7 protein-coding genes are annotated in these 12445 nt (G+C 70.8%); 2 read left to right on the top strand and 5 right to left on the bottom strand.

The features are described 5' to 3' along the window. The first annotated feature begins 40 nt into the window (after positions 1–40). On the top strand, positions 41–1804 hold the full coding sequence (locus ACFV6I_RS30915; protein ID WP_380428852.1) for a bifunctional metallophosphatase/5'-nucleotidase: 1764 nt from the start codon (positions 41–43) through the stop codon (positions 1802–1804). Between the two features lie 36 nt (positions 1805–1840). After that, positions 1841–2134, top strand: coding sequence for a hypothetical protein (locus tag ACFV6I_RS30920; protein WP_380428848.1), 294 nt, complete (start codon positions 1841–1843; stop codon positions 2132–2134). 145 nt (positions 2135–2279) lie between these two features. On the opposite strand, the gene ACFV6I_RS30925 is transcribed toward ACFV6I_RS30920, so the two are convergent. The 5 genes from ACFV6I_RS30925 to ACFV6I_RS30945 form a co-directional block, all read right to left on the bottom strand. Then, positions 2280–3737, bottom strand: a complete 1458-nt coding sequence (locus ACFV6I_RS30925; protein WP_380428850.1) for an aldehyde dehydrogenase family protein — start codon at positions 3735–3737, stop codon at positions 2280–2282. 84 nt (positions 3738–3821) lie between these two features. After that, positions 3822–4688 (bottom strand): helix-turn-helix transcriptional regulator, encoded by an 867-nt coding sequence (locus ACFV6I_RS30930; protein ID WP_363368552.1) that lies wholly within the window; start codon positions 4686–4688, stop codon positions 3822–3824. A 342-nt stretch (positions 4689–5030) separates the two neighbouring features. Beyond that, positions 5031–6491: a glutamate synthase subunit beta gene (locus ACFV6I_RS30935; RefSeq protein ID WP_380334110.1), complete on the bottom strand. Its 1461-nt coding sequence runs from the start codon at positions 6489–6491 to the stop codon at positions 5031–5033. Further along, positions 6484–11085, bottom strand: coding sequence for a glutamate synthase large subunit (gltB, locus tag ACFV6I_RS30940; RefSeq protein ID WP_380428854.1), 4602 nt, complete (start codon positions 11083–11085; stop codon positions 6484–6486). The genes ACFV6I_RS30935 and gltB overlap by 8 nt, the downstream gene beginning before the upstream one ends. Before the next feature lie 439 nt (positions 11086–11524). Then, positions 11525–12247: a VIT1/CCC1 transporter family protein gene (locus ACFV6I_RS30945; protein ID WP_380380538.1), complete on the bottom strand. Its 723-nt coding sequence runs from the start codon at positions 12245–12247 to the stop codon at positions 11525–11527. Positions 12248–12445 lie beyond the last annotated feature (198 nt).

The following is a 12445-nucleotide window of genomic DNA, read 5'->3' on the forward strand; positions in this document are numbered from 1 at the left end:
GCGCCCCCCCCCCCGCGCGGGCGCCCCCCGCGGCGCGGGCGTGGCGGGCGCCCCCGCCCCCCCCGCGGGGGGGGCCGCCGGGCCGGCCCGCCCCCCCGCCAAGGGCAAGCGCAAGGGCCGCAAGCAGGCCTTCACCGTCATGGGCACCACCGACCTGCACGGCCGGGTGCTCAACTGGGACTACTTCACCGACGCCGTGTACGCCGACAAGGCGCACAACGACGTCGGCCTCGCCAAGATCTCCACCCTGGCCAACCAGGTCCGCGAGGAGAAGGGCTGGGACCGCTGCCTGCTGATCGACTCCGGCGACATCATCCAGGGCACCCAGCTGACCTACTACTACGCCCGGATCGAGCCGATCGCCACCGACGGCGACAACGTGCCCGACCACCCGATGGCCGTCGCCATGAACCTCATGGGCTACGACGCCGCCGCGCTCGGCAACCACGAGTTCAACTACGGCATCCCCACCCTGAAGGCCTTCGAGGACCAGCTGGAGTTCCCGCTGCTGGGCGCCAACGCGCTGCACGCGAAGAACGAGAAGCCGGCCTTCAAGCCGTACGTGATCAAGGAGGTGTGGCTGGACGAGGACACCCCGCTGAAGGTCGGCATCCTCGGCCTCACCAACCCGGGCATCGCGATCTGGGACAAGGCCAACGTCACCGGCAAGATGGTCTTCCCGGGCATCGTCGAGACGGCCGCCAAGTACGTGCCCCGGATGAAGGCCGCGGGCGCGGACGTCATCGTCGTCTCCGCCCACTCCGGCATCGACGAGCCGACCACCTACGGCGACCAGCTGCCCTGGCCCGAGGACGCCTCCGGTGAGATGGCCGAGACCGTTCCGGGCATCGACGCGGTGCTGGTGGGCCACACCCACAAGGAGGTGGCGCAGCGGCTGATCGTCAACAAGAAGACCGGTAAGACCGTGGTGCTCTCCGAGCCGCTGTGCTGGGGCCAGCGCCTGAGCTGCTTCGACTTCGACGTCGAGTTCGCCGACGGCGCGTGGAAGGTCCTCTCGGTGTCCTCGCGGGTGCTGAACTCCAACACCGTGCCGGAGAACCCGGAGATCGTGGACGCGCTGACCGAGCAGCACAAGAAGGTCGTGGCGTACGTCAACCAGCAGATCGGCACCTGCAAGACGGATCTGTCGATCGCCGAGGCGCGGTTCCGGGCGACTCCGATCATCGACCTGATCGGCCGGGTGCAGGCGGACGCGGTGAAGGCGGCGCTGGCGGGCGGGCAGTACGCCAACCTGCCGGTGCTGGCGCAGGCGGCGCCGTTCAACCGGACGGCGCTGATCCCGGCGGGCCAGGTGAAGTTGCGCGACGCGGCGGGTCTGTACATCTACGAGAACACCCTGGAGGCGCGCGTCCTGACGGGTGCGCAGCTGAAGGACTACCTGGAGTTCTCGGCCAAGTACTACAACCAGCTGGCCCCGGGCGCGCCGGTCGACAAGGACGCGCTGACCGGTGCGGAGACCACGCCGGACTACAACTACGACTCGCTGTACGGGCTGAGCTACGACATCGACATCGCGCAGCCGAAGGGTCAGCGGATCGTCAACCTGTCGTTCCAGGGCAAGCCGATCGACCCGGCCGCGCAGTTCGTCCTGGCGGTCAACAACTACCGTGCCAACGGCGGCGGCAACTTCCCGCACGTGGCGCAGGCCAAGCTGGTCTGGTCGAACTCGGACGAGATCCGCAACACGATGATCGCCTGGGTGAAGGCCAAGGGCGTCATCGACCCGGCCGACTTCTTCACCGACTCCTGGCGCCTGGTGCGCGCCGGCCAGCCGGTGTTCTAGCCCGCCCGGCCCTCTTCCGCTGAACCGAGGAGCCCCGTGCCGCAACCGCGGCCGGGGCTCCTTCGTCGTGTCCGGGCCTTCGTCATCTCCGGGCCCGTCACGCCGTTTCCGGGCCCGTCACGCCGTGGCCACATCGGGTCTACTCGGTCGCTCCGTGACGGCGTCTACGACAGCGTCCGCAGCGAGGCCCTGCTCGCCGGCATCCAGGACTACGAGCTGCTGCACCAGCTCTCCGCCACCAAGCCGGTGCTGGCCCGCGCGCTCATCGGCTCGCTGATCAGCGGCACCACCAACTTCTCCACCTCCGGCGCGCCGGCCGGCGTGAGCTGACCCAGGGCCGCTCTCGGGCCCCCGGCGGCATCCATCCGCCGGGGGTCTCGCGCTGTCCGAAGCGGCACCGTCAAGGGCGGCACCGCCGAACGCAGCACCGTCAAAAGCAGCACCACCGAAAGCAGCACCGCCAGAACAGTCACGCTCAGAACGGGAAGGCCGTGCGCCCGTACTGGACGGAGATCCACTTCACGGTGGTGAACGCGTCCACCGTGGACTCCCCGTTGAGCCGCCCGATGCCGGAGTTCTTCTCCCCGCCGAACGGCACCGCCGGTTCGTCGGCGATGGTCCCGCCGTTGACGTGGATCATGCCGGTCTCGATCCGGTGCGCGACCCGGACGCCGCGCTCGACGTCACCGGTGTGCACCGCGCCGCTGAGCCCGAAGGGGCTGTCGTTGGCGAGCCGGACGGCCTCGTCCTCGCCGTCGAAGGGCACCACGAGCACGACCGGGCCGAAGAGTTCGCGCTGGAGGATCGGCGCGTCCTCGGCCAGGCCGGTGAGGACGACGGGCTCCATCAGGCTGCCGACGGTGGTGCCGCGCAGCAGTGCGGTGGCGCCGGCGGCGATGGCCTGGTCGACCTGGGCGGTGATGGTGTCGGCCTGGACGGGGTTGATCAGCGGGCCGATCTGGGTGGCCGGGTCCTTGGGGTCGCCGACGGTGAGCGAGGAGATCTTCGCGACGAACTTGGCGGTGAACTCGGCCTCGACGGAGCGGTCGACGAGGACGCGGTTGGCGGCCATGCAGACCTGGCCCTGGTGGGCGAAGCGGCTGAACACGGCGGCGTCCACGGCGTAGTCGAGGTCGGCGTCGTCGAGCACGATCAGCGCGCTGTTGCCGCCGAGTTCGAGCACGGTCCGCTTGAAGTTGGCGGCGGCGACGGTGGCGACGTGCCGGCCGATCCGGTCGGAGCCGGTGAAGGCGATGACCTTGGGCACGGGGTGCTCGATGAAGGCGTCGCCGATCTCGGCGATGTCGGTGACCACGACGTTGAACAGCCCTGCCGGCAGGCCGGCCTCCTCGAAGAGCCGGGCGATCAGGGTGCCGCCGACGATCGGGGTCTCCTGGTGCGGCTTGAGCACCACGCCGTTGCCGAGCGCGAGGGCGGGGGCGACGGCCTTGATCGAGAGGTACAGCGGGAAGTTGAACGGGCTGATCACGCCGACGACGCCGACCGGCAGCCGGTAGAGGCGGTTCTCCTGGCCCTCCGTGATCGAGGGCAGCAGCCGGCCCTCCAGGCCCAGGGCCACCCGCAGGCAGTCCCGCAGCATGTCCTTGACCAGGGAGAGTTCGAAGGCGGCCTTGAGCGCGGTGCCGCCGAGCTCGGCCATGATGGCGCGGGTGATCTCCTCCTCGCGCTCCTCGATCAGGCGCAGCACGCGTTCGAAGACGAGCCGGCGGGCGTAGGGGGTGGTGGCGGCCCACTGCTTCTGGGTCCGTTCGGCGGCCCGGTAGGCCCGGTCGACCTCGGCGATGGTGGCGACGGTGATGGTGGCGAGCTTGTCGCCGGTGTAGGGGTCGACGTCGACGATGTCCCAGGAGCCGCTGCCGCTGCACCATTCGCCGTCGATGTACTGCAGCGCCAACTCGGAGAAGTACGACATCTGATCCCTCTCGTGCCGGTTCGGGGAACGTCGGCGGGCGAGCCGCTACGGCCCGGTCTGATTGGGCATCATCGTACTGACGTCTTACAGCTCTTGGCGTACGGAGTACAGGAGCTGCCGGGTCTGTTCGGGGTCGAGGCTGTCGGCGAGCAGCCCTTCCATGGCGTGGCGGTACTCGGCGACCTCGGCCGGCTTGTCGAGGTAGAGCGCGGTGGTGAACTGTTCGACGTAGACGACGTCGGCGAGTTCGGGTTCGGCGAAGCCGAGCACGGTGAAGGCGCCGCTCTCGGCGCTCAGTCCGGCGCAGCCCAGCGGCAGCACCCGGAGCCGGACGTTGGGCAGTTCGCCGAGTTCGAGCAGCCGGTCGATCTGGTTGCGCATCAGCTCGGGGCCGCCCCAGGGGCGGCGCAGCGCGGCCTCGTCGAGGATCGCGAGCAGGCGGGGTCCGCTCTCGGCGGTGAGCAGGGCCTGGCGTTTGAGCCGGACCTCGACGCGGCGTTCGATCTCGCCGGGGTCGGTGACGTGGCCGCCGGCGGCGATGACGGCGCGGGCGTAGTCGGCGGTCTGGAGCAGCCCGTGGACGAACTGGACCTCGTAGCTGCGGATCTCGGCGACGGCCTCTTCCAGGCCGACGTAGTTCTGGAACCAGGCGGGCAGCACGTCGCCGTACTCGTGCCACCAGGAGGTGGCGTTGGCGTCCCGGACGAGTCCGAGGACGGTGGCGCGCTCCTGCTCGGCCTCGACGCCGTAGAGGGTGAGCAGGTCGGCGACGTCGCGTTCCTTGAAGCCGACCCGGCCGAGTTCCATCCGGCTGATCTTGGATTCGGAGGCGCGGATCGAGTAGCCGGCCTCCTCGCGGCTGACGCCCCTGGCCTCGCGGAGCTTGCGCAGCTGGGTGCCGAGCAGCAGGCGCCGTACCGTGGCGCCTCCGCTTGTCTGAGTCGTGCTCATCGCGTCAACCTCCGCACTCGCGCAGCAGCCCCCCGGCCGTCGGCGGCAGTCTGCCACCTGGCACCGGCGAACAACAGTCCGTCCGGTCAGGCCCTCCCGCGCGGCGTCCGGAACGGGCCTACGGTAGACCCAAGTCCTGGGAAATGTCTGAGAGTTGACACGACCCTTGACGGGCCCGCCAGCTTCAGGGTAAGGCGGGGGAACGCGACGGCGCCCGCCCTCCAACTGGTCGGGGAAGAGGGCAGGCGCCAGGAGACCGCGTTGGCCCGGCGACTCTGGCGGGGGCAGCGGGTTGAGCTCCCGGCGATGCGGCACCGGGGGTTCGGGGGGCCGGTCGGCCCGTCAGACGACCAGCGGGCGGTCGGTGGGACGGATCGGGGCCGGCAGTGGGGTCTTGCCGCCGAGGTACTTGTCCACCGCGGCTGCGGCCGAGCGGCCTTCCGCGATGGCCCAGACGATCAGCGACTGACCGCGGCCGGCGTCTCCGCAGACGTAGACGCCATCGACATTGGTGGCGAACCGGCCGTCGCGGCCAATGTTACCGCGCGCGTCCAGGTCCACGCCGAGCTGCTCGACCAGGCCGTTGCGGACGTCGGTGCCGGTGAAGCCCATGGCCAGGGTGACGAGCTGCGCCGGGACGGCCCGCTCGGTGCCGGGGACGGGCTCGAAGCGGCCGTCCTTGAACTCGACCTCGACGAGGTGCAGCTCCTGGACGTTGCCGTCCTCGTCGCCGGTGAAGCGGGTGGTGTTCACGGAGTAGATCCGCTCGCCGCCCTCCTCGTGCGCGGAGGTGACCTTGTAGGTCATCGGCATGGTCGGCCAGGGCTGGTGGCCGGGGCGCTCCTCGGAGGGCCGCGGCATGATCTCCAGCTGGGTGACGGAGGCCGCGCCCTGGCGGTGGGCGGTGCCGACGCAGTCGGCGCCGGTGTCGCCGCCGCCGATGACGACGACGTGCTTGCCCTTGGCGCTGATCGGCGACTCGACGAAGTCGCCCTCCTGCACCTTGTTGGCCAGCGGCAGGTACTCCATGGCCTGGTGGACGCCCTTGAGCTCGCGCCCGGGCACCGCCAGGTCGCGTGCGGTGGTGGCGCCGGCGGCGACGACGACGGCGTCGAAGCGCTCGCGCAGCTGCTGGCCGGTGATGTCCTCGCCGACGTGCACGCCGGTGCGGAAGCGGGTGCCCTCCGCGCGCATCTGCTCGACGCGGCGGTTGATGTGGCGCTTCTCCATCTTGAACTCGGGGATGCCGTAGCGCAGCAGGCCGCCGACGCGGTCGGCGCGCTCGTACACGACGACGGTGTGCCCGGCCCGGGTGAGCTGCTGGGCGACGGCCAGGCCGGCCGGGCCGGAGCCGACGACGGCGACGGTCTTGCCGGACAGCCGCTCCGGGACCTGCGGCGTGACGCCGCCGCGGTCCCAGGCCTTGTCGATGATGGTGACCTCGACGTTCTTGATGGTCACCGCGTCCTGGTTGATGCCGAGCACGCAGGCCGACTCGCAGGGCGCCGGGCAGAGGCGGCCGGTGAACTCCGGGAAGTTGTTGGTCGCGTGCAGCCGCTCGATCGCGCCGACGAAGTCGTCCCGGTAGGCGAGGTCGTTCCACTCGGGGATGAGGTTCCCGAGCGGGCAGCCGTTGTGGCAGAACGGGATGCCGCAGTCCATGCAGCGGCCGGCCTGCTCGGTGATGATCGGCAGGAGGCTGCGCTCGACGTAGACCTCGTTCCAGTCCCGCAGGCGCACGTCGACGGGGCGCCGCTCGGCCAGCTGCTTGGGCGTGGTCAGGAAGCCCTTGGGGTCAGCCATTAGCCGCCTCCATCATCTTGCGAGTGGTCTCGGCCTCGGAGAGGCCGTCGCGCTCAGCGGCGTCCTTGGCGGCGAGCACTGCCTTGTAGTCGGTCGGCATGATCGTGGAGAAGCGGGAGACCCCGCTGCCCCAGTCGGCCAGGAGTTCGGCGGCGACGGTGGAGCCGGTCTCCTCGTAGTGCTGCTGCACGGTCTCGCGCAGCCAGTCGCGGTCGGCGGCGGAGGGGGCCTCGATGCCCACCAGGCCGTCGTTGACGTTCGCGGGGCGCAGGTCCAGGACGTAGGCGATGCCGCCGGACATGCCGGCCGCCAGGTTGCGCCCGGTCTCGCCGAGGATGACGACCCGGCCGCCGGTCATGTACTCCAGGCCGTGGTCGCCCACGCCCTCGACGACCAGGGTGGCGCCGGAGTTGCGGACGGCGAAGCGCTCGCCGGCCTTGCCGCGCAGGTGGATCCGGCCGGAGGTGGCGCCGTAGCCGATGGTGTTGCCGGCGATGACGTGGTTCTGCGCGTCGTTGCCGATGGCCGCGGCGTCGCGGGCCGGGCGGACGATCACGACGCCGCCGGAGAGGCCCTTGCCGACGTAGTCGTTGGCGTCGCCCTCCAGCCGCAGGGTCACGCCGCGCGGCACGAAGGCGCCGAAGGACTGCCCGGCGGAGCCGGTGAAGGTGACGTCGATGGTGCCCTCGGGCAGGCCCTCGCCGCGGTAGCGCTTGGTCACCTCGTGGCCGAGCATGGTGCCGACGGTGCGGTTGACGTTGCGGATCGGCAGCTGGATGCGGACGGTCTCGCCGCGTTCCAGGGCGTCCTCGGCGAGCGTGATCAGCTGGTTGTCCAGGGCCTTGTCGAGCGCGTGGTCCTGGGAGGTGGTGCGGTGGCGGGCCGCGCCCTCGGGCAGCTGCGGGACGTGGAAGAGCGGGGCCAGGTCGAGCCCGGCGGCCTTCCAGTGGTCGATGGCGGCGGCCGCGTCGATGTGCTCGGCGTGGCCGACGGCCTCCTCGATCGTGCGGAAGCCCAGCTCGGCGAGGATCTCCCGGACCTCCTCGGCGATGAACTCGAAGAAGTTGACCACGAACTCGGGCTTGCCGGAGAAGCGCTCGCGCAGCACCGGGTTCTGGGTGGCGACGCCGACCGGGCAGGTGTCCAGGTGGCAGACGCGCATCATGATGCAGCCGGAGACGACCAGCGGCGCGGTGGCGAAGCCGAACTCCTCGGCGCCGAGCAGCGCGGCGATGACGACGTCGCGGCCGGTCTTGAGCTGGCCGTCGGTCTGCACGACGATGCGGTCGCGCAGGCCGTTGAGCAGCAGGGTCTGCTGGGTCTCGGCGAGGCCGAGCTCCCAGGGGCCGCCCGCGTGCTTCAGCGAGGTCAGCGGGGAGGCGCCGGTGCCGCCGTCGTGCCCGGAGACCAGCACCACGTCGGCGTGCGCCTTGGAGACGCCCGCGGCGACCGTGCCGACGCCGACCTCGGAGACCAGCTTCACGTGGATGCGGGCGGCCGGGTTGGCGTTCTTGAGGTCGTGGATGAGCTGCGCCAGGTCCTCGATCGAGTAGATGTCGTGGTGCGGCGGCGGCGAGATCAGGCCGACACCCGGGGTGGAGTGCCGGGTCTTGGCGACCCACGGGTAGACCTTGTGGCCGGGCAGCTGGCCGCCCTCGCCGGGCTTGGCGCCCTGGGCCATCTTGATCTGGATGTCGTCGGCGTTGACCAGGTACTCGGAGGTGACGCCGAAGCGGCCGGAGGCGACCTGCTTGATGGCCGAGCGGCGCTGCGGGTCGTACAGGCGGTCCGGGTCCTCGCCGCCCTCGCCGGTGTTGGACTTGCCGCCGAGGCGGTTCATCGCGATGGCGAGGGTCTCGTGCGCCTCCAGGGAGATGGAGCCGTACGACATGGCGCCGGTGGAGAAGCGCTTGACGATTTCGGAGACGGGCTCGACCTCCTCGACCGGGATCGGGGTCCGGCCGAGGGCGTCCAGCTGGAACAGGCCGCGCAGCGTCATCAGGCGGGTGGACTGCTCGTTCACCCGGTCCGTGTACTGCTTGAAGATGTCGTACCGGCGGTTGCGGGTGGAGTGCTGGAGCCGGAAGACGGTGTCCGGGTCGAACAGGTGCGGCTCGCCCTCGCGGCGCCACTGGTACTCGCCGCCGATCTCCAGCGCGCGGTGCGCGGCCGGGATGCCGGAGGCCGGGTAGGCCTTGGCGTGGCGGGCGGCGGTCTCCTTGGCGATCTCCTCCAGGCCGATGCCGCCGAGCTTGGTGGTGGTGCCGGCGAAGTAGCCGTCGACCAGCTCCTGGGAGAGGCCGATGGCCTCGAAGACCTGGGCGCCGCGGTAGGAGGCGACGGTCGAGATGCCCATCTTGGACATGACCTTGAGCACGCCCTTGCCGAGCGCCTTGATCAGGTTCTTGATGGCCTTCTCGGCCTCGACGCCCTGGATGAACACCTTCTGGGCGACGAGGTCCTCGACGGACTCCATGGCCAGGTACGGGTTGACGGCGCCGGCGCCGTAGCCGATCAGCAGCGCGACGTGGTGCACCTCGCGGACGTCGCCGGCCTCGACCAGCAGCGACACCTGGGTGCGCTGCTTGGTGCGGATGAGGTGGTGGTGGATCGCGGAGGTGAGCAGCAGCGAGGGGATCGGGGCGTGCTCGGCGTCGGAGTGCCGGTCGGAGAGCACGACGATCCGGGCGCCGTCGGCGATCGCGGCGTCGGCCTCGGCGGCGATCTCGGCCAGCCGGGCGGCCCGGCCCGGGGCGCCGGCGGGCCCCGGGGGTAGGCCGGTGAGCGTGACGGCCTTGAGGCCGGGCTGGTCGCCGTCGTGGTTGATGTGGACGAGCTTGGCCAGCTCGTCGTTGTCGATCACCGGGAAGGTGATGCCGACCGAGCGGCAGGCGGCGGCCTCGGCGGCCAGCAGGTTGCCCTCGGGGCCGAGGTTGCTGAGCAGCGAGGTGACGAGCTCCTCGCGGATGGCGTCCAGCGGCGGGTTGGTGACCTGCGCGAAGAGCTGGACGAAGTAGTCGAACAGCAGGCGCGGCTTCTCGCTGAGCGCGGCGATCGGCGAGTCGGTGCCCATCGAGCCGAGCGCCTCGCCGCCGGTCTTGGCCATCGGCGCGAGGATGACCCGCAGCTCCTCCTCGGTGTAGCCGAAGGTCTGCTGGCGGCGGGTGACCGAGGCGTGGGTGTGGAAGATGTGCTCGCGCTCGGGCAGCTTGGCGAGCTGGATCTGCCCGGCGCCGACCCACTCCGCGTAGGGGTGCTCGGCGGCGAGGGAGGACTTGATCTCCTCGTCCCCGACGATGCGGCCCTCGGCGGTGTCGACGAGGAACATCCGGCCGGGCTGCAGCCGGCCCTTCTTGACGACCTTCTCCTGGTCGATGTCGAGCACGCCGACCTCGGAGGAGAGGACGACCAGGCCGTCCTCGGTGATCCAGTAGCGGGCCGGGCGCAGGCCGTTGCGGTCGAGCACGGCTCCGATCTGGGTGCCGTCGGTGAAGGTGACGCAGGCCGGGCCGTCCCAGGGCTCCATCAGGTTGGAGTGGTACTGGTAGAAGGCGCGGCGGGCCGGGTCCATGGTGGCGTGGTTCTCCCACGCCTCCGGGATCATCATCAGCACCGAGTGCGGCAGCGAGCGGCCGCCGAGGTGGAGCAGCTCCAGGACCTCGTCGAAGGAGGCGGAGTCGGAGTGGTCCGGGGTGCAGACCGGGAAGATCCGCTCCAGGCCGCGGCCGTTGCGGTTGGCGGGGATGAGGTCGGTGGCGAGCTGGGACTCGCGGGCGCTCATCCAGTTGCGGTTGCCCTTGACCGTGTTGATCTCGCCGTTGTGGGCGACGAACCGGTACGGGTGGGCGAGCGGCCAGCTCGGGAAGGTGTTGGTGGAGAAGCGCGAGTGCACCAGGCCGACGGCGGAGGCGTAGGAGCGGTCCGACAGGTCGGGGAAGAAGGGCTCCAGCTGGCCGGTGGTCAGCATGCCCTTGTAGACGATGGTGCGCGCGGACAGCGACGGGAAGTAGACCCCGACCTCGCGCTCGGAGCGCTTGCGGACGACGAAGGCGGTCCGGTCGAGCTCGATCCCGGCCAGGCCGTCCTTGGCGAGGAAGAGCTGGCGGAAGCGCGGCATGACGCTGCGGGCGGTGGCGCCGAGCAGGTCCGGGGTGACGGGGACGTCGCGCCAGCCGAGGACGGTCACGTCCTCCTCGGCCGCGATGGCCTCGATCCGGGCGACGGCGTCCGCGTCGGCGGCGTCCTCGTCGGGCAGGAAGGCGATGCCGACCGCGTAGGAGCCGGCGGCGGGGAGCTCGAAGTCGACCTTGCCGCGCAGGAAGGCGTCCGGGATCTGGGTGAGGATGCCGGCGCCGTCACCGGAGTCCGGCTCGGCGCCGGTGGCGCCGCGGTGCTCCAGGTTGCGCAGGACGGTCAGCGCCTGTTCGACGATGGTGTGGTCGGCGATGCCGGTCAGCGTGGCGACGAAACCGACGCCGCAGGCGTCGTGCTCGTTTCGCGGGTCGTACAGGCCCTGAGCGGTAGGTCGCGCATCCGGAACGAGCGCGTACGGCTGGCGGGCTGCGCCGGCCTGGGGCTCGTTGGCGGAGTGCATGGATGCAGGCAGCATCGGCTCTCCCGTCGTCGTCTTTCGGCTGTGTGGTGCAAGGAGGGACGACGTTGGCCCTGATGCGATTTCGTGCAAGTTACATGATGCCCAAGATCCCGGGAAGTGGAATATCTCGTCCACATGGCGGACTGATCCGCAGGTCAAGGGGGGAATGAGAGGACGCGCCACAATGCGCGTCCCCTCGATTGTGCCCGGCGGTCGGCCGCCTGAAACAGGGGCGAAACCCGATCGCCACACGGGACGATCAAGGACGCCTGTGAATCGATCCCGAGGGCTAACCCACGGATGCGAATCCTCGGCCCCGAGGCCCGGATGGTGAGACTAGGCCAGGCGCCGCCCGGCGGCCGTGTGTGGAACGTCACCCACTGCCCGGCATAGTCATGCACTCCTCCGGGTCGTCACACACACCCCGGCCGCACAGGACCTAGCCGACGTGCCCGCCGATCAGCCACCCCAGCAGGTACGTCACCCCGGCCGCCGCCCCGCCCAGCACCAGCTGCCGCAGCCCGCTGAACCACCAGCTGCGCGCCGTCACCCGGGCCACCACCGCGCCGCACAGGAACAGCCCCACCACCGACAGCAGCAGCGCCGGCACCAGCGAGGTCGCCCCCAGCAGGTACGGCAGCAGCGGCAGCAGCGCGCCCACCGCGAAGCAGACGAAGGACGACCCGGCGGCCACCCACGGTGACGGCAGGTCGTTCGGGTCGATGCCCAGCTCCTCCCGGGCGTGGATCTCCAGGGCCTGGTCCGGGTTGGCGGACAGCTGCCGGGCCACCTCGTGGGCGAGGTCCGGCTCCACCCCGCGGGAGATGTACAGCTGCGCCAGCTCGGCCAGCTCGCCGTGCGGGTTGCGGCTCAGCTCCAGCCGCTCGGCCTCGATCTCGGCCTGCACCAGCTCGGCCTGCGAGGCCACCGAGGTGTACTCCCCCGCCGCCATCGAGCAGGCGCCGGCCACCAGCCCGGCGAGCCCGGTCAGCACCACCGTGCCGCTGGACGCCGCGCCGCCGACCACGCCGGTCATCAGCGCGAAGTTGGAGACCAGGCCGTCCATCGCCCCGAACACGGCTGGCCGCAGCCAGCCGCCGTTCACGTCCCGGTGGTGCCCGGCAGCGGGTATGCGGGGGTGGTGCCCGGCCTCGGGCTCCAGGGTGGTCGCGCTCACGGCAGTTCCCCTCCGTTCGATTCGTCTGCCCCGACCGTAGACCGTCTGACCTGCGCATTTCCAGCAAAGTAAGGCTGTCCGAACAGCGCTTCGGGGGGGCGAGGGGGAGGCAGACGGCGGGGGGGGCGGAGTGGGGGGGGACCAGGAAGGGAGGGTAGTTTGGTTTTTTTTTTGTGGGAGAGA

The sequence above is a fragment of the Kitasatospora sp. NPDC059803 genome (genome assembly GCF_042732255.1).
GTDB lineage: Bacteria > Actinomycetota > Actinomycetes > Streptomycetales > Streptomycetaceae > Kitasatospora.

Excerpts from the sequence above, each read along its gene's own strand:
- gltB (WP_380428854.1), bottom strand. The coding sequence starts at position 11,085 with ATGCACTCCGCCAACGAGCCCCAGGCCGGCGCAGCCCGCCAGCCGTAC.
- ACFV6I_RS30925 (WP_380428850.1), bottom strand. The coding sequence starts at position 3,737 with ATGTCGTACTTCTCCGAGTTGGCGCTGCAGTACATCGACGGCGAATGG.
- ACFV6I_RS30930 (WP_363368552.1), bottom strand. The coding sequence starts at position 4,688 with ATGAGCACGACTCAGACAAGCGGAGGCGCCACGGTACGGCGCCTGCTG.
- ACFV6I_RS30935 (WP_380334110.1), bottom strand. The coding sequence starts at position 6,491 with ATGGCTGACCCCAAGGGCTTCCTGACCACGCCCAAGCAGCTGGCCGAG.